Source organism: Acinetobacter sp. SwsAc5, from assembly GCF_013391485.1.
Lineage (GTDB): Bacteria > Pseudomonadota > Gammaproteobacteria > Pseudomonadales > Moraxellaceae > Acinetobacter > Acinetobacter towneri.
The window spans coordinates 1-26,208 of record NZ_JACAXD010000035.1 but is presented as its reverse complement, the minus strand read 5'-3'; the positions used below and the strand labels follow the sequence as shown (position 1 = coordinate 26,208).

Annotated in this window: 25 protein-coding genes; 19 read left to right on the top strand and 6 right to left on the bottom strand. The window is 36.8% G+C overall.

Annotation, left to right across the window (positions count from 1 at the left end; all coding sequences use genetic code 11):
* Positions 1-209: 209 nt before the first annotated feature.
* From HYG89_RS14605 to HYG89_RS14580, 6 genes are all read left to right on the top strand, one after another.
* Complete coding sequence (locus HYG89_RS14605; RefSeq protein ID WP_178868165.1) at positions 210-539, top strand: hypothetical protein; 330 nt, start codon at positions 210-212, stop codon at positions 537-539.
* 386 nt (positions 540-925) lie between these two features.
* A complete protein-coding gene (locus HYG89_RS14600; RefSeq protein ID WP_178868164.1) occupies positions 926-1,393 on the top strand; it encodes a hypothetical protein in 468 nt (155 codons plus the stop codon).
* Positions 1,394-1,405: 12 nt separating this feature from the next.
* Entirely contained in the window at positions 1,406-1,915 is a 510-nt protein-coding gene (locus tag HYG89_RS14595; protein WP_178868163.1) for a hypothetical protein, read from the top strand.
* Between the two features lie 60 nt (positions 1,916-1,975).
* Positions 1,976-2,275, top strand: coding sequence for a hypothetical protein (locus tag HYG89_RS14590; RefSeq protein ID WP_178868162.1), 300 nt, complete (start codon positions 1,976-1,978; stop codon positions 2,273-2,275).
* A 20-nt stretch (positions 2,276-2,295) separates the two neighbouring features.
* Entirely contained in the window at positions 2,296-2,625 is a 330-nt protein-coding gene (locus HYG89_RS14585; RefSeq protein ID WP_178868161.1) for a hypothetical protein, read from the top strand.
* Positions 2,626-2,826: 201 nt separating this feature from the next.
* Positions 2,827-3,147: a hypothetical protein gene (locus tag HYG89_RS14580; protein WP_178868160.1), complete on the top strand. Its 321-nt coding sequence runs from the start codon at positions 2,827-2,829 to the stop codon at positions 3,145-3,147.
* A 251-nt stretch (positions 3,148-3,398) separates the two neighbouring features.
* On the opposite strand, the gene HYG89_RS14575 is transcribed toward HYG89_RS14580, so the two are convergent.
* Positions 3,399-4,754 (bottom strand): hypothetical protein, encoded by a 1,356-nt coding sequence (locus HYG89_RS14575; protein ID WP_178868159.1) that lies wholly within the window; start codon positions 4,752-4,754, stop codon positions 3,399-3,401.
* A 495-nt stretch (positions 4,755-5,249) separates the two neighbouring features.
* Between HYG89_RS14575 and HYG89_RS14570 the strand changes: the two genes are divergently transcribed.
* Together HYG89_RS14570 and HYG89_RS14565 are read left to right on the top strand one after the other, a co-directional pair.
* Positions 5,250-5,570, top strand: a complete 321-nt coding sequence (locus tag HYG89_RS14570) for a hypothetical protein (RefSeq protein ID WP_218644972.1) — start codon at positions 5,250-5,252, stop codon at positions 5,568-5,570.
* 450 nt (positions 5,571-6,020) lie between these two features.
* A complete protein-coding gene (locus HYG89_RS14565; protein ID WP_178868158.1) occupies positions 6,021-6,755 on the top strand; it encodes a hypothetical protein in 735 nt (244 codons plus the stop codon).
* Positions 6,756-6,843: 88 nt separating this feature from the next.
* Here HYG89_RS14565 and HYG89_RS14560 read toward each other — a convergent pair whose 3' ends face one another.
* Entirely contained in the window at positions 6,844-7,131 is a 288-nt protein-coding gene (locus HYG89_RS14560) for a hypothetical protein (protein WP_178868156.1), read from the bottom strand.
* A gap of 460 nt (positions 7,132-7,591) precedes the next feature.
* On the bottom strand, positions 7,592-8,023 hold the full coding sequence (locus tag HYG89_RS14555) for a hypothetical protein (RefSeq protein ID WP_178868154.1): 432 nt from the start codon (positions 8,021-8,023) through the stop codon (positions 7,592-7,594).
* Positions 8,024-8,191: 168 nt separating this feature from the next.
* On the opposite strand from HYG89_RS14555, the gene HYG89_RS14550 reads away from it, so the two are divergent.
* The 3 genes from HYG89_RS14550 (at position 8,192) to HYG89_RS14540 (ending at position 10,320) form a co-directional block, all read left to right on the top strand.
* Entirely contained in the window at positions 8,192-8,923 is a 732-nt protein-coding gene (locus HYG89_RS14550; protein WP_178868152.1) for a hypothetical protein, read from the top strand.
* 111 nt (positions 8,924-9,034) lie between these two features.
* The gene (locus HYG89_RS14545) at positions 9,035-9,559 is read left to right on the top strand and encodes a hypothetical protein (protein ID WP_178868150.1); all 525 of its coding nucleotides are present in this window, start codon (positions 9,035-9,037) and stop codon (positions 9,557-9,559) included.
* Between the two features lie 20 nt (positions 9,560-9,579).
* Positions 9,580-10,320, top strand: coding sequence for a hypothetical protein (locus tag HYG89_RS14540; RefSeq protein WP_178868149.1), 741 nt, complete (start codon positions 9,580-9,582; stop codon positions 10,318-10,320).
* Between the two features lie 68 nt (positions 10,321-10,388).
* Here the strand turns inward: HYG89_RS14540 and HYG89_RS14535 are convergent, their stop codons facing one another.
* Positions 10,389-10,820, bottom strand: coding sequence for a hypothetical protein (locus tag HYG89_RS14535; RefSeq protein WP_178868147.1), 432 nt, complete (start codon positions 10,818-10,820; stop codon positions 10,389-10,391).
* Positions 10,821-11,650: 830 nt separating this feature from the next.
* Between HYG89_RS14535 and HYG89_RS14530 the strand changes: the two genes are divergently transcribed.
* Positions 11,651-12,484 carry a hypothetical protein gene (locus HYG89_RS14530; protein WP_178868145.1) on the top strand — a complete coding sequence of 278 codons (834 nt, stop codon included), beginning with the start codon at positions 11,651-11,653 and terminating at the stop codon, positions 12,482-12,484.
* Positions 12,485-12,504: 20 nt separating this feature from the next.
* Here HYG89_RS14530 and HYG89_RS14525 read toward each other — a convergent pair whose 3' ends face one another.
* Positions 12,505-13,692, bottom strand: coding sequence for a replication initiation protein (locus tag HYG89_RS14525; protein ID WP_178868143.1), 1,188 nt, complete (start codon positions 13,690-13,692; stop codon positions 12,505-12,507).
* A gap of 1,121 nt (positions 13,693-14,813) precedes the next feature.
* On the opposite strand from HYG89_RS14525, the gene HYG89_RS14520 reads away from it, so the two are divergent.
* Positions 14,814-15,407: a hypothetical protein gene (locus HYG89_RS14520; RefSeq protein WP_178868141.1), complete on the top strand. Its 594-nt coding sequence runs from the start codon at positions 14,814-14,816 to the stop codon at positions 15,405-15,407.
* Between the two features lie 117 nt (positions 15,408-15,524).
* Positions 15,525-21,248, top strand: a complete 5,724-nt coding sequence (locus HYG89_RS14515) for an Eco57I restriction-modification methylase domain-containing protein (protein ID WP_178868139.1) — start codon at positions 15,525-15,527, stop codon at positions 21,246-21,248.
* A gap of 27 nt (positions 21,249-21,275) precedes the next feature.
* Here HYG89_RS14515 and HYG89_RS14510 read toward each other — a convergent pair whose 3' ends face one another.
* Positions 21,276-21,779: a hypothetical protein gene (locus HYG89_RS14510; protein WP_178868137.1), complete on the bottom strand. Its 504-nt coding sequence runs from the start codon at positions 21,777-21,779 to the stop codon at positions 21,276-21,278.
* A 1,005-nt stretch (positions 21,780-22,784) separates the two neighbouring features.
* Here HYG89_RS14510 and HYG89_RS14505 point away from each other — a divergent pair.
* The 5 genes from HYG89_RS14505 (at position 22,785) to HYG89_RS14485 (ending at position 25,896) form a co-directional block, all read left to right on the top strand.
* Positions 22,785-23,183, top strand: a complete 399-nt coding sequence (locus tag HYG89_RS14505) for a hypothetical protein (protein WP_178868135.1) — start codon at positions 22,785-22,787, stop codon at positions 23,181-23,183.
* Between the two features lie 10 nt (positions 23,184-23,193).
* Positions 23,194-23,400, top strand: a complete 207-nt coding sequence (locus tag HYG89_RS14500; RefSeq protein ID WP_178868133.1) for a hypothetical protein — start codon at positions 23,194-23,196, stop codon at positions 23,398-23,400.
* A 263-nt stretch (positions 23,401-23,663) separates the two neighbouring features.
* Positions 23,664-24,731 (top strand): SprT-like domain-containing protein, encoded by a 1,068-nt coding sequence (locus HYG89_RS16045; RefSeq protein WP_256734018.1) that lies wholly within the window; start codon positions 23,664-23,666, stop codon positions 24,729-24,731.
* 35 nt (positions 24,732-24,766) lie between these two features.
* Positions 24,767-25,300 (top strand): hypothetical protein, encoded by a 534-nt coding sequence (locus HYG89_RS14490; RefSeq protein WP_178868131.1) that lies wholly within the window; start codon positions 24,767-24,769, stop codon positions 25,298-25,300.
* A gap of 104 nt (positions 25,301-25,404) precedes the next feature.
* On the top strand, positions 25,405-25,896 hold the full coding sequence (locus HYG89_RS14485) for a hypothetical protein (RefSeq protein ID WP_178868129.1): 492 nt from the start codon (positions 25,405-25,407) through the stop codon (positions 25,894-25,896).
* Positions 25,897-26,208 lie beyond the last annotated feature (312 nt).

Genomic DNA, 26,208 nt, shown 5'->3' with positions numbered 1-26,208 from the left:
AAGTATTTGGATTGTCACTGCTTGCTCCAAAGTTAACATGTTGAGCAGTCCAAAATGACCGCTATATTAACCAAGGGGGTCAGTTTTTAAATGCCATTAGGGGGTCATTTTTACACTGCCGCTAACAATGTTACAACGAGTATGAGATTTATGAGCGTGAATCAGACGGGTTTTACGTGTGTGTGAATTTCCCCAAAGGTAGTATTGAGGTGCTTGAAACCAAAGAAGAAGTTATCAGATTTTTTGGGTTTGATCCAATTTCAAAAGAGCTTTTTGACGCAGTTGATTTTAAAACTGCTGAAATCCTATCAACACCCGAACACGGCACAGGTGAAAGGATTATCTTGAACACTTGGAATGATGTGGATTATGAATTTATAGGTCAGTTGATTCACCGAAGCCTGTTAGATTTTTATGATTGTATTTTGGAAATCTATAAGCTGAATACAGGTAACTATGTCTGTACCGAAAAATCGGAACGTGGTTATTCAGATGTCAGAGTTTTAGATCATCAGGCATTGGTTGAACTATTGGGATAGGTGGAGATATGGATGGACTTAACATTAGAAGAAGTCGAGTGTTGTGAACCTACTTCGTGAATTACAATCATGTAAGTGTACTGGTGATCTCTGTTAAGGGATCATCATAGTATTAAACGCATCAGCAGACGCGCCCCGCTTGCGCTCTTGGGACAGCTGTTTGCACAGCTGTCATCTACCCGACCCTTTGCTTACGCTACGGCCACCAGTGCTTACGCCACTGGTGGGGCTTCGCCGTATTCAGAAAAAGCGGCTAATCAGTGCGGATAAAACAGGCAAAAAGGTTTGTATCTAATACTTATTTGAAAAGCATCCTTACATAAATTTACTTTCTATATTTGTGGTATATGGTTATAATAAAAACATCAGCAAATAGAGTGAATGTTATGATTATCAAAAGCCTTAAAATCAATTCTAATCATGTTCTTATCGAACTTAGCCCAAGCCTTTCTTTAAAACTAATTTGCATGGGTCTTAATGTGAGCCGTGATAATTTTATCACGATCCGCAAAAACAAGTTTGCAGCTGATTTCTTGGAGCCTATGGCGGCCAGTGGTATTCCAGTTGATCAAGTTATCGAAAAAAGTTTTCTTGAATTCACTCATAAATACAGCGTAGATAGCTCAGAACTTGCAGCTTGGACTTTGCTACATGGCAAAATCAGCAACGAATCCGTAAAACTCAGCTGTTCTAAATATTTCATGGCCGTATTTCAGCGCAGCATCAATCTTTACCCTGAGATCAAGGAAGCAGTATTAAAACTGGTTAAGTCATTCCGTTCCCTTGCTAAAAAACAAGGTGATGCCGACTTTTACCAGTCTTTGAATTCCAAATTATCTGATTCATTCGCATAAGGAAGTACGGATATGTCAGAGCAATTCATTATTGATCTAATAGATAGAAGTTACACCTTTGAAGGTGAGGAATTGGCCAACATTGAAGGTCATCCATATCCGGATAGCTGCGCATTTTATAAATACGCCGTCTACCTACGTGACAGTGATAACTATTACGTTTGCGTGGATCGGTTTAGCAATCAAATGAAAATCGTGGAATCTCCTAAACAGGTCATCGACTTTTTTGGCCTTGATCCAATCGCTAAACGCCTATTCGATGAGCTTGAATTCTCTTATAGCGTAGAAATATCAAGTCAGGAGCATGGCGAAGGTACTAGCGTTGTACTGGATGCTATCAACGACTTTAAATATGAATTTGTGGGCCAGCTGTTGCACCGTTCATTTACTGGTGAAGGTGCAGACTATCGAGAAATTTATAAGCTGAATACTGAGGGCTATATCAGCGTATTACATGATCAACGCGGGTACAGGAATGTGCAGCTGTTGGATGAACTAGGTGTTATTGAAGCATTGGGATAAGCGTAATCCAGTCGGGTATTTCCCGAATTGGACCATGAAACTATTTGATCGGAGCACAGCATGAGTACGAATGACAGCGAACATTATTTCTTTATGAATAGATATGGCTATTTCTTCTCAGTAGAAAAGAGCATCAGTTTGGATTTCGCCCATTTACATAACAGTGAAGTAGAAAGGTTCAATACTCTTGAAGAACTGTATCAGCGAGTGATGAAGGTATGGGATTTGGAACACAATGAAGTGGAATGTGAGATTCAGTTTAAGTTAGTTGATGGTCAGATCATCATGATCAATGCCCGTGGCGAACAAGAGACATTCACTGAATCGGTGACTGCCTACATCATGACATTTGTTAATTGATATTCAGGAGTATTGATCCCATGCCACAATCACTTTTAACCCCTGCTCTTGTTGAGGGTGAATACCACTATACCGCCTGCCTGAGTCCATTTTTTTATGAAGGCAATGACAAAGTTGTACTGGATGTCTGTCTACTGGTTGCAAGCCAACTAGCATTCAGTAGTTCGACACATTTGATCACCGCAGTATCAGATACAATTCCGAATGATGAAGATTTTCAGTGGCTCACATCTAACAGCAAGTTGCAATGGAGCATTGGGGAAGTTAAACCTGTGGAAAGTGCCAGTGAGTTAGCGGCGATCCGTAAACTTGTGCCGCATCATCGAATTTTTGTAGATTACGAATGGTAGTGCGTTTATCGGGTGGACATTAGTTCACCCACCCCGAACAGCATTATTTCCTTTGAAAAATAAGATTTTTTTTATTTTGTTTGTAAGGATTCTTTTCGCACTTGCCCTGCTATGCTCAGTTATGTATCGGGCCAATTTAGCCTGTATTGTTATTTTAATTTTTTTAACTTATAAAATTAATTTTCGTAACGGAATAAAAATATGTTATCTAAAACAGTAACTATCAGAAATAAACAGGCGAGTATTTGTTTTGGTTTTGATCAAAACCAAAATTTCTATCATAGTAATTTAGACGGCGTATTAGATGAGAATCTTCTGCTTCTAGGGGCTATTATGGATGGTGAAACTGTTTATAAAGATGTTGGAAAAATCCTGTTCCCAATGGACTTCGTAATCAGAGAATGTGAATTCCACCCTATGAAAGATGAGATTTTAGCCTTACTCAATAAGTTTAAAAAACATGAGGGTGTGATCGAGCTATATGAGGAGCTAGATCAGGAGGGATTTTTTTATAAACAATAAGTTCCCCAAAAACCGCGCTCCGCTAACGCTACGAGCCAATGTTTACACATTGGCTGTCTATTCCTCTTTGCTTACGCTGTGGCCACCGGTGCTTACGCAACCAGTGGGGCTTCGCCGGTCCTCAGATAAGGGTGGCGTAATTTTTTTGTGCCGGCACACCCCCGACCTAATGCTTTTAAATAATTTCTGTTTTGAAAAGCAAAAACTCTAGGCGAAAAAAACCCTAGAAATACTCTAGGGTCTTATACTGATTAAGCCAATTTGATTTTCTTGAATACCGTAAAATCATCCATCCCTTTGTTGTATTGCAAAGCTATCCGGATCATTAACTGATGATGAAAACTCATATACAGGTTAAATGGCAGATTTCTTTCTGCAAGAACTTGCTTAGTGATCAGGAAGCTAAACAGAATGGAGAAATCATTTTCAGTCATTGAAAATTCTTCATTCATAAAAAGCACCTGTACTGGTTTATCTGTTTTATAGAAAATACGCCCAAAGTCATCAAAGAACAGGTTATTGAAGTTAAATTGTTCTCTTGGGGCTAGATGACTAAATATGATTGGTGAAAAGTCCAACACGGCGTTGTAGTAGTTGATCAGATAATAATTCCATGCGTTCAGGCTAACCCCTTCCTGACGAATGCAAAGTGCCATGTAATCTTGCTCATATTTAAATGAGTTTAAGTTTTTAATCTGATTTAAGAGAAGTTCAAAGGTATCACCACCAAATTCAAGGTTTGGGATATTGTGGGGGATATCAAAAATGTAATTGGTTTTTTCGGCAGTTCTACGAATATGATCAATAGATAATTCTTTAAACGCTGTATTAGGGTTGTAGTGTTTATTCTTGATATCCGGTTGCTTGTGTACTTTAACAGTTGATGGATCAGCCGAGTCTAATTCGCCATTGGCTTTAGCTAATAGATAGTCCACCACACGGGTTGTTATAATCGAGTCTAGTGATATAAGCTCAAAGCATGACTTTGAAAGGGCTTGATAACTGGCAGTAACGTGTAGGATTAAGTCATCAGGAACAGGCTTGGTGATTTCAACAAAAGTCAGCTCATTCAAATCAAAGCCATCTTCTGTTTCCTCAGTCATGTGGCTGAGAGCGTTAGCGGTAAACAAGTGACTCAGTAAGAGTTGTGGCTTCTCAGGACCATCATCCCAACCGTCCGGTTGCGATTCAAGATAAACACGCGCTACGGCGTTCCACTTTGCGTCATTGATATAAGCAAATCCTAATGCTGTTTTCGTATCATAGACATCCGTTAAAACCCATTGTTGGCTTTCCAAGTAGGAAGTATGCAATGTAAATAGACGGTTTAAATCTTGGTTGTAGATTTCACTACCGAACTGGCGTTCAAACACAGCTTTAAAATTTTCTTTAATTTGAGTTGGGGTCAATGGATCATCTTTATCCTCTGACCCCTTTCTTGTATTAAAACCACGGATACGAGCGATATATTCCAAAGACTGAGCATGTCCTAATTTGAACTTAGGGTTATGACCATTGATCAAAATAGATTCGTAATTGGCAAAATCAACGATTTTAGATAGAGCTACGGCGTGAATACGCAAAGCGTCATTAACTTGAACAGACATAATTAATCTCACGGGCGAGAGGGTATCCGATTAAACCTCACCACCCATTAATCAGTCTGAGAATTGGTAAGGAATTTTTTTGATATTCAAATTGTTCTATTTTGCTCGGATACAAGCAGGGACAGTTACCCACAACAAAGGTTGCAGTCGTAATATATAATTATTTTTAATTATCGTAAATATTATTTTAAAATAAATGATTAAAAATAACGCTAAATATAATAATTATTACATTTCTTATAAGTGGTATATGCACAAGCAATATAAAAAAAGATTTCACAAGTTAAAAAACTTTATATTGTATGTTATTCGATCAGATGAAATCTTAGGTTGTGTGCCATTAATAACATAAAAGTGCTCTAAAAATGGTGATACAATAGATCAGGTGTAAAACGATATATCTAAGCTACTGGATATCAGTAAGGAAGAATAGAAATGGCATTTTACTATTACAAGGTGGCGCTCTATTAGTTATTGATTAACTAAGAGAGTGCTATGAAAAACCCAAACCAAATTAAAGAGCAATTCATTGTTGTTGGTTGTAAAACTACTATTTTTGGCTACTGTGTAAGTCGCCGTCCTTATCTGCGAAACGCTTGGTTCCGTAGGTTCAGCACCAAACAGGAAAAGGCTTATGCCCTACTCCATAAAATTGAATGTGCTGAATATAATGTCAAAATTCGTGTTCGCCGTGGCAAGAATCTACCGGATGAATGGGATGATCTGAGATCATCAGTAAACTACGGCATAAAAGGATGGAAGCGTAACAGCAAGCGAAAACATCAATACTTAAATGTTAGAACATCGAGTGAATAATCCGTCCGGATTACAATCTCTTAAAACCCGTCAAAGTTGCGGGTTTTTTTATTAACCGTAGATTATATATTTCACTAAGTAACCTATATCTATAACCATTTACCTAAAAGCAAAAATATAAAATAAGTTATTGCATATAAGTGGTATATATATAATTTATGAAAAATAAATTTTGCTTAAAAATTCTAAAAACTTCTTCTAGGTAATAAGATGATCCATAAAATGCCCCTATAGTGTTCTAAATTTTCAACTTTATTGTCTGCTATACCCATGGTGATACCTTAATTCTAATAATTCTTTTATTACTAAAATCAGATTAAGTGATCTTCATGGCTATGACAATATTAAAAAGTTTATTTAACATAAAAATAAACTCTAATTTACAAAATCTTACTATTTGTATTTGTGGTATATGGTTATAATATGTGTATCAGCAAATAGGAGTTTACAATGAATTACGCAGCACATCAGCTTATCTATGATGAACAACCTACAGAGCACCTAGAATTTTCAAATTTACTTACACCAGTAGATGATCTGCCCTTCTCTAACAGCACAATTAACTTTGCAGACTTACTACCTATACCTTTTAATCTCAAATCTGATGAAGAAGTCAGAGCATGGTGTCTAGCCCACTGGAAGAATGCCTATCTTCCTCATTACACAGAGATCGTGGACGAATTCTCACTGGATTTTGAGACTGATACAGGTCCATGCCTACCTTTTATCAAACTATGGGCTGAAAAATACAAATTTACCGGTGAGTATCGCGCGATCAGTGCCGACCTCAAAGAATGGGTGGAAGTACATTTCACAGATGGCGTAATAGATAAGATCAGTGAGAATGATTCATCTATGTTCAATACTCTTTGCTATGAATTACGTGGGTTCCATTATTATGAAACCTTAGAAAAACACGATGAGCAGTACGCTAAGTTCCTAGCAGAAGTTATTTCCTATCATTCAGGCTGTGCGTACATGATGGATGGACAGACGGCGCATTTCATTAAAGATAACTTTAAATTTGATATGAGCTATGATCAGTCAAAAGATCAGTTATTGCTTACTGTCGAGGGAGAACAACATTTATCACCGCCGTTGCAATCCTGTATGCACCCTACTGGAATACTGGAAAAAATTGTAGATGACATTAATGCAATCTGCAAAGCCAAAACAGCAGCTTAAATCCATATTAAACGGGTTAATGAAAATCTTTAATTCTGATCTATGAAAAAACCCTGCTCTACTGGCAGGGTTTTTTATATAGGATCATCTAGGCTTGGTTTAAATATCGCGTTTTGTACGCTTCAATCGCCGTACTCATATCGGTACAGCGCAATGGCTTAAAGTCTGCAAAATTGCCATTGGCATCAAGGTCGATTGCATCAAAAATACTTTCCGAATCTTGATAAATTAGATGATGTTGGGTCATGTCATATTCTTTAGATAATTCTTTGACCACATTATAAATATCATTGGTCACTGACATATTGCCTTGGTTTAAGTCGGCAATCACTAGAAATGGTAGCTCATGATGGATGACTTGAAAATCTGCTTTCATGGTTAAACTCTGTTTGTTGATATTGAGCACTAATTTTACCATCAATAGGATGTATAATTATTATATTTAACATTAAATAACAAAGGCTTAATAAATTATAAGTGGTTAATTGTTATAATTTAATTAGAAGTAATGATTGATAAGATCAAGTTATTCCGCATTATAAATGACAAGTTTAATTTCTAACTTGAGAAAACGCTTATGGATAATCAGTCTCAGGAGTAAGTATCACCACGCGCCACGCTTACGCTAAGGGGCATCTGCTTGCGCAGCCGCCGTGTTACCCTACCCATAGCTTACGCATGGCCTACGGATGCTCACGCGATCCGTGGGGCTTCGCCGTGGTCAGATAAGGATGCGCGAATTTTTTTTCGGATGTGTCCGGATGAAGGTTGGTGATCATCGGTTTTTTGAAAAGCAAAAAAAATAGCGACCGGAGCCGCTATTTTTTTTATGATAATTAATCTTTGAAATAACAATTGGTGTATTCAATGACTTTATGACGGAGCAAAACTTTTGCATCCGTCTTGGTAATTGTTTCACCGCCGTAGATGCTTCGGTATTGGTCATCACCTACATCGGTATAACCTTCAAACTGGAAATAACTATTGTGATCTTCGTCAACTTCGCTTTCCTTGAGATAGTCTAAGAGTGCTTGATAGCTTTCAAAACTAGAATCGCCACAAGCGAGAAATTCAACTTGCGCCCATGCCAGTGCATGTTTTTTCGTAGGTGCTGCGATCAAGAAAGTACGTTCATCATCATTCAGATCACCATTCATACGCCAATACTTATCGCCAACAAATTTAAATAGTTTGAAGCCTTTTGGTAGGTCTGCAATATCAAAGCTATTACCTTCTTTAGCAAACTGCATCACTGTATCTTGGTTCATAATTAGAACTCCATCTGTTGATTGATTTATAATACCATATACCACATTTATTTTTTTAAATTATTGTTTATATGCGACATACTTTGTCGTCTGCTATCTATAGTCGGCAGACTCCTAGAGATTATCCATCTATAATGGATACTCAATCAACAAATGGAGTCTAGTCAAATGGCTAACTATGTAAGCAACCTGATCATCTTAAAAGGCAATAACGTACACATGGCAAAACTCGCTGCGGGTTCAAAAACATCAATTTTTGATTTTGAAAAGATTATGCCTACGCCGTCCGGATTGCCTGAATTTACTTCCCATGGGTGTGTGACAGCTCTAGCCCATCATTTAGTTGAGTTGGATTTGGATTTAGTGGAACTTGAAAACCTATTGAGTCCGATTGAAAAAATCCTTGCAGTAAGTGAGGTTATTGACCGCAAAAATGAATATCTCAAAGCTCTAAATGAATACTATTCACTGGATGGTTCATTGAAGGATAAAAGTTTATCACCTCTGTATCCGGACACCCGTGAAGAATTCGAGAAACTTGGCAAACGGATTTATGACCTTGTAAAAGAACATCGGGCGCTGAATCTATACGACTGGCGCAGTTTGAATTGGAATACCCGCAGCGAAGCAGAAGGGATAAATTCAGTAGGCAATGAGATCAGCTTTTCTACCCGATGGAGCAGCCCATTTCCTGTTGTGGAAAAGTGGGCCAAAGACAATCAGCTTTCACTAACTTACAAAGTCTTTGAAGGTGGTTGCCACTGGTGGTATGTGGCTGAATTTGTCGATGGAGTGTTAGTCAGTAAGCGAGATTCTGTAAAAGCAGATTTAAGACCATTGTTAAAGGAAATTTATGATTACACTGATACGGAAATTGATGAAAATTATATAGTTGAATAAAAGTTTAGAAGCGCCCTGCGGGGCGTTTTTTACATAAAATAACTAAATAAAATAACCCCTTATTTGTGGTATATGGGTATAATAAATATAAGCAATTTAGAGTGTAAAGCCATGAATTTTATCTCTTGGGCGAAAGCTAACAATCTTGAACTATCCAATGATGATGTAAGTCAGATTACATCTTTGCGTCTTGGTGGCCTAGATATTCAAACGCTTCCTAGCTGCATTCAGGAGTTAAAGAATCTAGTCACTCTTGAGATTTGTGAATGTCCAAATTTAGAAGTAATCAGTTTGAATGGAGAAAGCTTTCCTAAACTTTTTGAGCTTCATATTTGGAATTGTCCAAGACTGAATAAAATTGAAAATACACTCGATCAGTTTAGTCGGCTGCAATTCTTTCGTATAAGAACATGCAAGTCGCTGTTGAATGTGCCTGAATCGTTGGCATTTGTGAAAAGTTTAATTTCACTTTCCTTATGCGATTGTCCGTTGCTTGAAAACATCCCTTCCCTCATTGGCCAGTCAGGAAACTTGCGTGAATTCTATCTGTCAGGATGTCCAAGTATCCAATCTATTCCGGCATCGTTGCTGCAAAGCAAATATTTAAACCTGAATCTTGCTTATAACTTTTACTAATCAATAAATAGAGTGAAATCATGTCCAGTAATAACTTAATCCATAATCTTGTCGTTATTCATGCAGGCGATTTAAAGTCAGCGCTTGACGGGGTACGATCTGAACAATCCGCTTTCGATTTTGGAAAAATTCTGCCGATTCCCAACCTGTACGCAAATCTGACTCAAGAAAGCCTTTTTTTCTTTGCATTTGCAGCCTATGTCGATAGCCTGAAATTAAGTTATCACAGACTAGATCAGTTGCTTGAACCGATCAGCGATATAATCAACACCGATAAATTGCCTGCACTCATTGACGAATATCATAAAACCTTAAAATTACGTTATGACATTAATGGTAATCTAAGAAATCCGGATATTTATAGTGGTATGCCTGCCACACGGAATGCTTATATACAAAGCGGTGAATTAGCATATCAGGCATTTCGAGAATATGGCGCTATCACGGCTCAGGGTTGGAAAAAGATTAACTGGCAATGTGGTTCTGTACCGGAAAAGTTTGAACAGCACGATAATCAGATTTATTTTGAGTCTTATACATCTGCACCAATCAAAATAATGAGTAAATGGGCAATGGATCATGGTTTAAGCATGACGGTCAAATCATTGGATGTTGAGAATAGACTATGGGCCGTGAACGAGTATGAAATGGGAAAATTGAAGGCCTACCGTTATTTCGATAATAATGACATTGTTGAGTTGCTTTCTGATTTCCAAAAGATCGGTAAAGTTGATTATTCAGAATTGAAAATACCGGCTTAACAGGTCGATTTTAAAGAGAATGGAACATGATATATGTCATGTTCCACTTCATAGTTAAAGATTTTCCTTTATTTAGTCCCGTACTCGAAATTGGTTACATGATACAATTTATATTTTTGAATTGTCTCTACTTCATGCTCGGCTAGTTGGTGGCAGAACCTAATTTTGCGGTATTGATTTTCCCCGACCTCAGTATAGTTAGGATAAGAGCAATAAAAATGATGATTCTCGCCTACATTGAATGTGGTGAGCTGATTAACTAAATCCTGATAGCTTTTAAAATCATCATCGTTATCACAGAGAAAGTCATACTGAACCCATGTACGGGCATGTTCTCTGTCCGGTGCAGCAATTAAATATTTATCTACGATGGTACGATTTTCACCATTAACAATGAAAGTCTTATAACACTCGAATAAGAAGAATTTGAAGGATGTAGGTAGAGTGATTTTGCCTTGATATTTTAATTTAGCAAATTCTAGTAGATGGTTTAGGTGCATACATTAAACTCCATTTGTTGATATCTTTATTGTAATATTTTTATTATTTAAATTATATAAGTTTTTGATTATTAACGTCTTAACTTGTCGCTTGTTTTGCTGCGCTGGCGCTACGAGCCAATGCTTACACATTGGCTTTCCACTCCCCTTTGCTTACGCGGCGGCCACCAGTGCTTACGCCACTGGTGGGGCTTCGCCGTTTTTCAGGGATATGCTGCGCGAAAAAATTTCACCTTTAATTGTCCTGTTACTTGTTACCTAATCACTAAATTTAAAAGCAATTCATTACATCAAAATAAGGTCGCAAATGTGGTATATGGGTATATTCATGATACAATATATTCATACTAAGTCCTCATTTGATTTGTATGCTTTAGCAAGTTTAAAGTCAGGATTTAGGAAGTTTAGGGTAGATTTTTATTTATAATAAATAATTCCAATAATATTTTGGATTATTTATTTAAAATAATTATTGAATCCTTTTTGTGCTTTCAATATAATTTGATAAGGAACTCAGCAAAAATGACTCAATGCTTAGAAGTTGAATCCGGCAGTAAAAATAATCAAAGATTTTTGAAATTAACTGCTGATAGATTGGATTCACTGAGAAATTTTAAGCTGTTTGTTCAAAAGAATTCTGATACAGCGTGTATCAAAACAGATGCTTACTCGGCACTACTCACCGCCGGTAATCATAGCTTTACAGAAGTCACTCGCTGCTAAAGCTTACCTTGCTAGGACGCATTGCTATTGCGAGCAATGCGTCCTTTTTAATTTGTGATTTTGAGTCTTTTGATTACGATGCACAGGATTGTAATAGAGCTATACTAATGAATTTCGCACAATTTGATAAATATTATGGCCGTTATCTCTTTGGGGATCATATTGCAAAGCTGTTACCTAATGTAGATTTTGATGATTCATTGCCTACAGTTCAGAATTTAATATATTTTCATAATTACATTGCGACTAACTCTGAAAGACAGAATCTTGCCAGTCTTTCAAAAGAAAAAAAATTTGGAGCTGAAAATCCGGTCATCGTTAAACAAATGATGCTTGAAGCACTATTAGACATCATTGATGATCAAAACCAATTGTTGAGCCTACCACTGGCAAATAAACTCCTTGTTCGTGCAGATTCCTTCAACCGACCAAAACTAATTCTTAAAATGCACCAATCTATGAAAGAAATGGACTGGTTAAAATGCTTTTTTCAAAATTGGTCGGGTTTTGATGGTTGCAGCTTGCACACTGATGCAATTAGAGAAAAATTAATTGAGTATGATCCTGAATATGTAATGAAAACCATATTTAGCAAAGTTGAATACAAGAAATGGCAGGAAGAATCAGATAAAATTTTCGTCTATCGGGGTGCTTTTGAATCTTGTAAAAATGGACTTTCATGGACTACAGATATAGAAGTAGCTCGTAAATTTGCAAATACCTATATTGATATGAAAAACATGGGTATGAGCTATTTCAGGGCTATGTGTCAACTTACCGCTGATGATCTCAAGTTATTCATCGACAAGTTCACAGAAAAGGTTTCAGTCTATTCAATTGTTGTGAATAAGCGTGACTGCATCTTTATCAATGATCGAAATGAGCAAGAAGTTATGATACCTAAAGCTCATTTGTATGAAATTGAAGATTGCTTGGAATAAAAAAGGCCTTAAAAAAGGCCTTAAAATTTTATATCTTCATCATCATGTTCGGCAGCAGGGCCATATATTCTAGGATTGGCTAGTTTTTCGATATTTCTACTCTTGCATCCCACGGCTTTCAGGTATGGCCAATATTCGATAGCTTTTAGATTTTCCATAAGCTGCTTTTCAATACGTGCAATAAAGTCTTTTTGAACTTCATTTTCCTTTCTATAAACAGCACAGAATCCGACATTTTCAGCCAGTAGCTTACTGAATTTTTTGCGTTGCGGAGCACTCAGTAAAAGCCTGTCAGCTTTTTTCTTGGAAACAGCTTTTGCGAAATCCAAGTCATGTGCAGGGAACTCACATATAAACTTGTATTTGGTAATCTCCTTCCCTTCCTTGATTCCTTCTATGGTGATTTTGAGGTTTGTATGCTTATCGATCAGGACAATGATCTTATCTAGGATATTTCTTTTAAACTCAGTATTTCGTTGGTAAACATCAACAAGACCAAAAAGCTTTCGTAATTTTGGGACACTAAAAAAAATAACTTTTTTTCCATCAACTATAGGTGCAAAATTTTTCTCTTTTTGGAGGTTTTCATACAATGTTACAGCGTATGAACTAAGAGCATATTGTTTGTTTTCACTTAATAGTTTGATGATATTTTCAAGGTAGTACCACGTAAACCTATCCATTCTTTTTAGGTACTGGATAAAGGGCTTGGGAAAGCCAAAACTAATGTAATTATTGCCATACTCAATATAAGCAAAATAACTGGACTGAACAGGTTGATTGGATTCTAAGTCAAGATAAATGAATGAACGACTTTGCAAACGCTTGATGGAGTTTTTGATGTTGTGATAAATAAGACCAGTGCTTTTATCTTCTTCTGTTATTTCGATCTTCCATAACTTGCAGAACTTTTCAAGGTCAATTTTGAATACAGTTTCAGCATCATAGTTGATATTGTTTTCGTTTAGCTCATGGGCCATCATGAATGAGGTTGTGAGAATCTGTGTATCAGTAGAACTTAATGGGCCAACAACTTTTTTTTCATCATCACGATATTCTTCAATCGTAACAAACATATTGTTTTTAATCATGAAGTTTGTTGATTGATCCTCTAAATAATATTCCTTGAGAGGGGTTAAGGGGTGAAGCTTATCTTTATCTGACATTTGTGGTTTTATCTCTATTTGCTGAATTAGTTTTACACCCATGAGGATACATTTTGCTGAATTAGTTTTCCACCCTTAGAAGCTAATTTTACTGAATTAGTTTTACACCTATCGATAAGAATTATTATAAATGAATAAAAAATAGTCTTTTTTATATTATCTAAATAGGGTTTTTACTGAATTAGTTTTACACTCGAAATCATTTTAAGATCATTTACTGAATTAGTTTTACACCTTTAAATCAGACAGACGAGTAAAAATTAATGTTTAGATATAAAAAAGGTGAAAATTGACTAAGAAACACCCTATTTCACTGTGGAAAACCTGTGGATAAGTCCCAAAAAAGCTGTTTTTTTGCCTTTTTGAGGGTGTGATCTACTGAAATAGATTACACTCGAAAGCGTTTTTTACTGAAATAGATTACACTCGAAAGCGTTTTTTACTGAAATAGATTACACCGTTACTGAAATAGATTACACTCGAAAGCGTCATCTACTGAAATAGATTACACTTATGCTCTATTGAGGATGGCTTGTAAGTCACTGTTTATAAGGCTTTCAAAAAATAGTACAGGCTGTCTAACTAACTTTTAAAACATTTGTGCAATCTATTTAAACCTATTATTAGTGTCAGGTTAAGTTGTGGAAAACGACATGACAGGTCGTAGCAAAGTGTCTTTGATCTAAACTGGATGAATTTGAATTTGAATTTAAATATTTTTCATTTTTAAAAATTATATCTTTACCTAGTCTAATAATAATTAAATCATTTTAAATTTTTCTTACTAAAACTATATTGAAAGTATTATTTAATAATTAAAATAAAACCCTTCGCTAACGCTACGATCTGATTCTTACGAATCAGATTTTTACAGGTTGCTTGCGCATATCAAAAAACTGCTTACGCATTTTTTAAGGCTAGGCCGGTAGGCAGGGAAAGGAGCGCGAAAAATATTACTTTTTATTTTTAAGTTTTTGTTAAATATACTATTTTTGGTTTAGTTGAAAAGCACATCTTTTTTTGTTTTCGTAACATTTATTATCTAATAATATTTGATATTAAAAAGTATTAGATTATTTTTGCCTATATTGCTAAAATCTTTTTTCGATAGATGCGAGTACATACCTACAATCAGCCGGCGCACAGGCTCAATAGGAAATTTTATGAAATTAATTAAAAATGCTCTGTATATCACTATGTTGAGCACCTTAATAGTTGGCTGCGGAGTAAAAAAAGAAAAGCCTGAAAGTGCCAGTGATGAAACTCCAAACGCTGCATTCACAGAAAAAGTTAGTAATGATGTTGCATCTTTGAATGCAAGTATTTCTCAAGGGGTTAATGAGCTAAAAAGCATGAATGATCCCAATCTTAATGAAATTTATTCAGCCATCAACAGCTTAACCGCTGAGTCTACTATTGATGATCTAAACAATATTAATAATTTGGTGTATAGCCATTTACAAGCTATGAAATCCGGTCAGGTTCCACAGGTAATGCCGCAGCCGGTAGTTAATCCCGAAGATAACAGTTTAGTAAGCCAACTGGCACAGGCACAGCAGGCAGCCGCACAAGCTCAAAGCGGCCCCGAAGTTATCAAAGCTAACCTAGAAAAGCTGAAAACATTGAATAAAACGCAATATGATCAGATCAATTCATTTGTCAGTAAGGTTGATTTATCGACTTTAGGTGAAGAAGATTTGAAGCAGCTTAATAATATTATTGTTAAAGCTCTAAGTGATGCTCAACAAGGCGGTTAAAACTTTAAAAAAAATAGTTAATTGCGCGACATACGGTGTCGCGGTTAACAAAAAAACTATATCTTTTTGTGGTAGATGGTAATAAACTAACCGAATCAACAAATCGGAGTTTAGACCATGACTTTAGAAGTAGTTATAGAGCATCAAGCGCCTGTAAATTTCAGTCAAGCCGATAACTTTAATAAGAACATTCAGGCTATCCAAGTTTTAAAAAATCTTGAACGATTTAATCAATCCCCTACCCCTGCTGAAATTGAAATTTTGAAAGGCTATCTCGGTTGGGGTGGTTTGGCTTCTGTTTTTCCTAACTCTCATGGTGAGTTCACAAATTCTGCTTGGAAAAAGCGTAATGCGCAGCTGAAAGAATTGCTTACGGATGAGGAATACACCAAAGCAAATGCGTCTATCACTGATGCTTTCTATACCCCTAATATGATCATTCAAGCTATGTGGCAGGCTGTAGAGCGTTTGGGTGTTATGGGGGGGATTGCGCTAGAGCCTAGCTGCGGTTCAGGCCGTTTTATTTACCAAAACCAAAAAGCTGAAAACTTTAAGTTTATTGGTGTTGAAAATGATTCTCTGACTGCTCGTATTGCAAAGCAGATCACCAAGGGGCAAGCATACATTTTTGAGACAGGCTTTGAAAAACTTTCAATGCCTGTAGGCTTTGACTTGGTAATCGGTAATCCCCCATACGGTGATTTTTCCCTAGATTTCGACAATAGCGACTACTCTAATACGTCTATTCATAATCAATTCATTATGAATACCCTGAATAAGCTGAATTATGGCGGCGTAGGTGTTTTCGTTGTATCACGCTATGTAATGGATAGTTCAGAAAACTATGCCCGTTATGAATTCTCAAAACTCGCTAAATTAGTATCTGCAATCCGTTTGCCAAGCTCTGCATTTAAGAACGAAGCAAATACAGAGGTTGTAACTGATATTTTGGTATTTAAACGCCATGAATCATACGAAGCTGAAAGTATTAAAAAAGCAATTGCTAACCTTACTTATCAAGCGCCAAAGTGGGTAGATAGCCTAAACAAGCTGAGTGATCAATCAGGCAATTTAGTGTCCTATAACAGCTACTTTGAAAATCAAGATGCTGTAGCGGGTAAATTAGGGATCAAAAGCAGCCAGTTTGGTTATACCCTAGATATCATTGAAACCGGATCACTGGCAGAACACCTTGTAAATTGGGTTGAGCGCCTGCCTATTTATGAGCCTAAGACCTACGATGAAAATAAAACTTTGGCTTTGTATGATTCGTTTGTTGCTCACCTCTATATCAATCTTTCAGGCAAGGAAATTGGTGTTGTAGACCGTGACGAAACAGGCAAGCTATACCGCATCATTGAACAAGATTCAGATTATGGCATCTTGTATAAAACTCAGCATTTGACTCCTGAATCTGTATGGTCGGAGCGTTACGGGCTGCACTTCGTTAATGGTTATTATGAAAATGTGCCTGCTGTTGATGAATTTGGCGATAAGGTTTATGAACTGGATAATCAAGGGCTGCCAACTTCACGCCTTGTATATGAGCGTAATTATGTTGATGAATCAGACATCAATGCCCGATCTAAATTAGGTGCTAACCGTCTGAAAAAACTAGATGACCTAATTTCTATTCGTGATCTACTTGTAGAACAGATCGATATTGAATCAAAAGATTATGCCGATGACCTGATTGAAGCGAATCGTTTAAAATTAAAAGCTGCTTATGATCGCTTTGTGAAAAAACACGGCTTCATTAATAATGGTTCCAATTCTGCGCTTATTAGTGACCTTCCTGACGCAGGGTTACTATTCTCGCTAGAATATGACTATAAGGGTCCGGTAAAGGTTTTTGATGGCCTTACTCCATCCGGCAAAAAGAAATACAAAATCCAAAAGCCTGAATCTGCTAAAGAATCAGCGATCCTCAGTAAACGTGTAATTTATAAATCTAACCTTCCCGACCGTGCGAATGACATTGAACATGCCTTAATTTTATCTATGACTCAAAAGGGCTGCGTAAATTTAAGCTATATGGCTGAACTTTGCGACACGGACGAGCAAACTATCATTGATGAGCTTTATACAAACGCTGAAAATCCAAGTATTTTCTATGATTATGCAGCTTCCCAATGGCAGCACAAAGCGCTTTATTTATCAGGTAATGTAGGTGCAAAACTTAAACATGCTAAATATGCTGATGATGAGATAGCTGTTAAGGCCTTAGAATCGGTTATGCCTGAAAGAATCAGTATTGATAACATAGGCATCAATATTGGCGCTAAATGGCTTCCAGTGAGCATTTATGAATCATTTGTACGTTTTATAACTGATGATGCCAATGCAAAAGTTACTTATCATCCAGTGGCTAACTGTTATGACATTGAATGCCGTGCATCAATGGCGAAGGAAAGCATTTATGGTACAGATAAATGCCCTTTAAGCCGCGTATTAGATTCATTGCTGAATACAACTACTATTCGTATAACCAAGACGGTTATTGATCCTTATACACGTAAAGAAAAGGCTGTATTCGATCAAGAAGCTACGGAATTGGCTGTAGCCAATGCGGATACTGTAAAAAATGAGTTTGCAGACTGGTTGTTTACTCAAGTTGATCTACTAGAACAACTAGAAGATGTTTATAACGAAAAATTTAACTCATTTGTGGTTCCAAAATTTGACGGTTCTCATTTGATTCTGACCGGTAAAGTACCTGATGAAATCATTAAGCTACGTCAGCACCAGTTAAATGTTATTTATCGTGGCCTTGTTACTAATGTTCTGCTTGCTGATCATTCAGTTGGTAGCGGCAAGACCTATGAGCTAATTTCAATCTGCATGATGCGGAAGAAGTTAGGCCTTTCTACAAAGCCAATGGCGGTTATTCCTAATCACTTGATTGAGCAGTTTACCGCGGACGTTTATCGCTTATTCCCTGCTGCCCGTGTTTTGGCTGCAAGTTCCAAAGATTTTGAGAAGAAGAAGCGTAAGCGCCTTATGAGTCGTATTGCTACAGGTGATTATGATCTTGTGATCGTGCCGCACAGTAGTTTTGAATTTATCAAGTTAAGTACAGAGATTCAGAACAAATATATCCAAGATGAGATTGATATTGTTCAACGTGCAATGATTGAGCATGAAAACATCAATGGTTCTAGCCGAAGTGCGAAAACTCTAGCTCAATCCTTGAAGCGTTTAGAGAAAAAACTTAAATCTAAAATCAATGAAGATCGAGACGATAAGTTAATCCCATTTGAAAAACTTGGCATCACACATCTTGCCGTTGATGAATCAGATGTCTTTAAGAATCTGAGTTTTATCACTAATATGCGTGATGTTGTCGGCTTGGGGAATCCTAGCGGTTCCAACCGTGCGCTTGATCTTTACTTAAAAGTTAAGTGGATTAAGAGCATTAAGGGTTCAGTTAATTACTTTACTGGTACAAGTATTTCTAACAGTGGTGTAGAAATGTATCTAACCATGCACTCGCTTATTGGTGAGACTTTAGATGAATTAGGTATTGGCAACCTTGATAACTGGGCTAACTTTTTTGCGGAAAATTCGACTAAATTTGAAGCGTCTGAAACTGGCAAATTAAAACAAGTAACCCGTTTTGCCCGTGAATGGAAAAACATGCGAACCCTTATGAGTCTATGGTATCAATTCACTGATGCTATTACCAATGATGACATCCAAAGGGTTTATAAAGAGCAAACAGGTCAAGATTTCCCAATCCCGCCGATTATTGGGGGGCAGCGTCAATCGGTAATTGTAGAACCTAATTCAGAGCAAGAAATATTGCTTGATGAAGTTTTAGAGCGTTATAGCAACCTAGATCAAATCCCTGATCCTATGGACCGTTGTGCTGAACGTCTGCGCTTAATGGATTTGGCTAAGAAATTGTCACTAGCTGCCCGTTGTGTTGATCCGATCCGTTTCAAAAATGAAAAAGGCGGCAAACTAGAAGCCATGGCAGATAATATTTATTCTATTTATCAGCAATGGGATGAATACAAAGGCACTCAATTAGTATTTTTTGATAGATCAGTACCGCGCAAAAAAACCGATTCAGCTGTCATCAAAAAATATGATGAATTACGTGCCAAACTGGATAAAGCCATCGAAAATGAAGATGAAAACCTGATTCAGTCTTTAGAAGATCGCATTGAAAAGTATAACGTAGCAGAAATTGAAGCTATGCGTATGGCACAGTTGAACCCTTGGAATGCTTATCAAGAATTAAAGGATTTGCTTGTTGAACGTGGAATGAAAACAAATGAGATTCGTTTTGTTCAGGAAGCCAACAACGACAAACAAAAACAAGAATTGTTTGATTTAGTTCGTAGCGGTGAAGTGCGCGTTTTGATCGGCTCTACTCATTTAATGGGCGCGGGAACGAATGTGCAAAATTTACTTGTGCACTTACATCATGGGGATGTAACGTGGCGGTCGCGAGATTTGGAGCAGCGCGAGGGTCGCATAATTCGTCAAGGAAATCAACTACTTAGCGATTTAGGGCGCGATAAGTTTGCTGTGGGAATCACATGCTATGTAACTAAATATAGCATGGATGCTAAACTTTTTGAAGTGAATGGAGCCAAGCTAAAAATGATTAAAGCCCTGCGTAATTATGCAGGCGAACACTCAATTGATTTCGGGGCTGATGCCGACTCAATCACCCTTCAAGAGATCGCGGCGGTAGCTACTGGTAATCCATTAATGCTAGAACGTGTGGAACTGGATGTTCAGATTAAAGACTTGCAGCGTTTATACAACACACATTTACGCAAGCAATCAAGCCTAGCGCTTCAAGTGAGCCGTTGTGAACGTGAAGTTTTAAATTTACCTAAGCGTCATACTGCGTATGTAAGCGCTAAAGCTATATTTGATACGCAGTACCTAGAAGCAGAAGAACGCGCCCTAGAAGTTGGGGTAGATATTAACGGAAAACAATATACCGACCTACAACAGGTAAAATATGTTCTGAATGAGCTTAAAGAAAATAAAGCGGTGATCAAGATCAATGGTGTTGTAACCTCATTCACCAAGTCTAAAGATGTGATCAAGAACATTTTTGATTCTAAGCGCCTATTCAGTTTATTGCTTAATGATGGTCAGCTTGTAACTTCGGCTTTACGTGGCGGGGAGTTGGTATATGCACATTTACCGCGTAGTGAGGAACCAAAACGCTTAGGTGATTTATTTGGTTTGCCGGTATATGTGGAATATTCCAACCAAAATAGTTCATATATTTTTACTGTTCTCACAGAGGACGGAGAATATGAGTTGTGCGATTCATCCGTCCAAGTTTCACGCTTAACAGTGATAAATATTTCTTCTGCCCTGCTCTCTTTAGTAGATCGGATCATTACTGAATTCAATCGTATTCCTAAAATGTTAGTCAGAGTACAGGAAGCGAAAAAAACTATTGATCAGATTAAACCGCTGTTAGGTGTTGAGTTCTCTAAACAAGCAGAATTGGACTACAAGCAAAAACGTCTTGAACTGGTGATTAAAGCATTACAGTCTGATAATTCTGAATCAGAGATTGAAGCGCTGATGGAAGAAAATCAAGATGAAATGAAAGCCCTACAAGAAAAAATGGCTAAAGCTGAAAAAACCAAAGCGTTAGCCAAAGTTAGAGCAGACGAAGTAAGCGAAACTGAAACCCAAATTATTACAACACTCGCAGTAAATGCCGAAACTGGAACCGTTACGGTTGCTGATCGGGAAGAACCGAGCGAGAAAGCAAAAATAAGTAAAAAGAATAAGTCTATTGTTTGTAAGGTTGTTGTTAATGGGCGATTAGTCAAAGCAACACAAATGGACTTGTTTTAACGAAAAGGGCGGTTAAACCGCCCTTTTTTATGCTTTAAAGAGAATTAAAGACAAGGGGATGAGATAGATAGCTGTAACGATTGCGCCTAACACTGAAAAACGCCGTGTCATCTTTTTAAGTGGATCATCTTCAATTGAAAGAAATGCCTTTTTTAAATGTTTTTTTATTCGGAACATTGCAATAATACATGCAAGAATAATCAACATCCCACCAGTACCAAAGATATAGTTTTGAACAGGGTAATAGTGACTGATCCGTGCCAAACCAAATATAACAACACCACTATGGAGACTTAGACTTATAAGCCAAGGAATAGACAGCTGTTGGCCTGATAGCCTTTGGTACATCAATTTTTGAATAGAAATGAAAATATAAAAACAGAAAAACGGAATTACTAAGGCATAGTAGCTATAAGATTTCTCATAAAGATATAGCTGTGAATATTCGATCAAGCCTATACCAACTATGATTGATATTATTGAAAATATGAGTTTTGTGCGCTCTGATAGTGGTTTTGATATAGCAGCCATAAATTATAAATAATAAATTTGATTCTTAAACATTATATTATCTTTTACTAAAACATTAAGTAAAGTGTTTGGTTTTTGTTCGCTGATTCTTTTAGAATGGTTGGGTGAATAGTGAAAAAAAAACCGCTTCGCTTACGCTACGAACCAATGCTTGCGCATTGGTGGTTTATTCCTCTGCTTACGCGCCGGCCATACTTCGCTTGCGCGAATTATGGAGCTTCGCCGTGGTCAGAGTGAGGGTGAATTTTTGTTGTATCGAGAAGAAGCGTGTTGAAACCGTGTGTCGTACTTTGATATTTGAAAAGCGTTAGGGTGAGTATATGTCTTATTGGGATTATGCAGCATTGGGTTGTATCTTATTAACGGTGATAGCATCTTGCCTTTCAGCAGTAATTGGCCTGATATATTGGATATATAAAAAAACTATGCTCAAAGGCTGAATATGCAATTAAATTTAGGCTTTCTATTGTTTAGTAGGTCGAACAGAGTTGTCCAATAAAATCTTATTCAGCCATTTTTAAAATACATATTAAAACGAATTGTTTTAAAAATTATACAATAATTAGTTTCACTATCATTGTTGAATCTAAATATTAAAGGTATTTTGGGTTTAACAAGTATATAAGAACAAAGTTATGTATTTATACTGCGCTTTACTTGGTTGTCCGATCCTAGCATTTTTTGCTTTCCGATACTGGAAAGACTATATGAAAACTTATGTCGGTGATATCTGCTTTGTCTCATTTATGTGCATAGGAATTGTACTTTGTATAGTGTTTTTATTATCTGAATACCCTATGATATAAAGCATAGAAAAGAACTTAATTAATTATACAATCTCTCTAATTTTTAAATGCGTTCCTTATCCCCTTCTCAATAATTTAACAAGACCCCAAGCTGTATTTAAGCGTCAACCTATGTCGTAATAGTATCCTTATTTATTCAATTAATGTGGTATATGTTTTATAATTAAGCTAATTACAATTAATTGGTGAGGTGATAAAAATGTCTTTATTAGCTCAAGCAACACAACAGTCCAGTAATTTAAATTCCCTGATTAACTATCTAATCAATGAGTCAGATGCAGAGCGTTTTAGTTCTTTGTTTGTGCCACCGGTTATTTGTGATTCATTGGGTGTTTCAGAAAAAATCGATATAGCTGCAAAAACCCTTAAAGATCACCGCCCACCTCTATCAGTTTTATGTCGAGTGTCCGGTGAGCCGAAGCAAAAGCTGATTAGTACAAGTATGGCTGTAGGGTTTATTTCCTACTTATATCAAGTGATCCGTACATACGGGATCGACCCAACTCAGACTTATATTAAATATGACCAAGCGACTTCCACTTTTTATGTTTTGAGTTTGGATAGACGCACATTGTTCACAGCAAAAGTGCTGTTTTAAAGGAGTAGACATGAACGCAGAATCTCAACCCGACCTAGATCATGAACAAATGATTAATCTGCTTGGTGGATTGAATGAAGCTAGGAATTCAGTGCGTATGGCTAAAATCATGCGCACCATGACAATTAGTTTTGATGGTCCTACTGGTAGAGGTCAATTTTGGTTAGGGGATGTAGAAAAAGCGATTGAGCTAAAAGAGTCAACTGCTAATGAGTAAATTAGGGCTATATTATCTGTTTTTTTGGATTGTTTTTTCGGGGTTTTGGCTATTGATTGGCTATGGGGCTTTTAAATTTTTTAAACCTCTGAATCTTCAACCGATCAAGAAATTCACTGAATTCAGGAAAAAGAATAAAGACTTGTTTGATCAGGCATTTCATCGAAAACCAATAAGGCGAAAACGCAAATTATGATATTGTATTGCACATTACACAATCTAGTATGTATGCCAATAATATTAAAAAATCAGGGTAATTAAGTATGGGAATGATTGATATATCTTCGATTGTAGATGTTCGTGATGGTGGGCATCCTACTATCGAAACATATAAAGAGCTTGAGCTTGCGTATGTTTTTTTTAATGAGCGTCTTTTCCAAAACCAGTTGCCGCCATGTTTAATAACTCTGCAACGTGAAAAGCGCACTTTAGGCTATCATTCACATGGTCGATTCGTAAATGCCGAGGGTGAAAAAATTGATGAACTTGCACTGAATCCTAGTTACTTTGGTGTTCGATCTATCAAGCAGACATTAAGCACATTGGTACATGAGCAAGCTCATGCCCTGATGGATGTTTTAGGTATACAAAGTCGGCGCGGGTATCACTGTAAAAAGTGGGGTAACATTATGAAAAATATAGGATTATACCCCTCTCAGACAGGCAAGTTTGGTGGCAAGGAAACCGGTCAGCAAATGTCACATTATATTATTCAAGGTGGATTATTTGACGTAGCTTGTGATGAATTACTTTCACATGAATTCAAACTATCGTGGTTTGATAGATATCCTCCCTGCTCTCCTATAGATTTAGATGTGCCTTTGCCATCATCTTTTTTAGTGACGACTGTTGCCATACAACCTAAAAAGCCACCAAAGCCAGTATGTTTAGAAGATGATGAAGATGATGAATTTGATCGTACAATCACTCTTGATTTAACTGGTGATCTTTCGCGAGTCAACAAGGTATTGGGTTTTGATGATGATTATATGGATGATGAGGATGATTCAGATGCTATAACAACGACCTATGTGGCTCCGGTTGCTGAACTAGGCACTAGCAAACCCGATGTGCTTGTTTCCGACATAGTTAAGTCTGAAAAAGGTAAAGTGATCGATGAGGACGAGGATCAAATAATTATTGAGGTTGAAGATGATGGACTAAGTGGGATTAGTATTGATCTGCTTAATAAGCCGACCACAGAAAATCACTCTAATCGTTTGAAGTACCGCTGCTCTATATGTAATGTTCAGGTATGGGGTAAGCCAAAACTAAAATTAAAATGCGGTGAAGAAAATTGCAAAGACAACTTTCTTACAGTCGTGGAATAGGACATAACAGAAAATTTTATATAAGGAATTACATAATGGGATGGCGTAAATTTAAAGAGCGTTTTGAAATTCACCATATCGTTCAAATCAATGACAAGCGGCTATATATCGGTTCCCCGTATATCTACGACTTGGCCACTATTGATTTGAATACAGGTAAGGTGCTGCCGCCCCCAACCGATTCTTTTGCTAAGTTTTTACATGAGAATTATCCGCAGATTTTAAAAGCTGATCCGAATGAAATTTTAGAGCTGCTTCAATCGGAAGATGAATTCACAGCTTCAATTCCGGTATATACCTACGGGGATGGTGAAATTATCGAGAAGTTCTGCGAAATCCCGAATTGGCCCAATGTTACCCATGACGGTCATATCATGTACGAAAATACTTTTTCCACAGATAAGGATGTGGTTGTTGGTTGGGCGAAACGGAACGCAGATTTAGCAATTGAAAATATTTTGGATAATATTGCTGAAATGGAAGAAAAGCTTGCCAAATACAAAGCAGAATTAGCTAAACAAAGTGCCAGTAGGGAAAGATTAGAATCAATGTATCCAACATTAGTCTAAAAATAGTAAAATATTAAGACCAATATAACAATATAAAACAGTATATTAAATATTATAACTGCGGTATATGTTATAATTTATTATTAATAATTAAGGGCTAGAGTATGAATAGCAATCTAAATATCACTATTGATGTTTCATATCAGGAACCACAGTATCAGTCATATACACATCTATTCAGTGCATCTAACTTTGCATTACCTCTGATTATGGGGCGTTTAACGTCTGTTCCTGATTCAATGATCAAATGCCCGATCCAAGTTTCTAAATTATGCGTTAATGGTGTTCATGTAGAACGTATCAAATCCATTAAAACTTTTGCAGAACTGAAAGAAATGCTTTTGGGTATTAATGATTATGTTGCTAAATGCTCACAGAATGACGCAAATGACGATTTAAGCCTTCATCGTATCATTGGGGCATTGGATCAGGTAAACGCGCCAATAAGTGATATTTTTGCGCAAGTAGACGACTTGGTGAAACATATTTATTGGGTTCACTCTAATTTCCAAAATGGTATTGATATTCGCAGAAAGGATTCACTGAACTACTTTGAAGTTGGAAAAGGTGTATTGGTGGGTTTTGAGAAAGCCTGATCAATCTTAAAAGAGTCGGTCTACCGGCTCTTTTTTTTAAATTAAGAATTTATATCTATTCCTAATGTTTCGTGCGGAAACATTGGGAGATTTGCCAATAGAAAAATGATAAACCTAACCGGAAACCTTAGCTATACTCAAAAGGAGATAAATAATGACGAACAATGAGATTATAAAAATACATTGAGAGAGGTGGTCCCACTTGTTTGAACAACTAAAAGCGTATTTATAAGTGATATTCCGCTCTAGTTAAGCCACCTTGTTTTGTTGGGGTAGCTGATCATAGTAAAACTCATTTGGTGTCATTTTGTC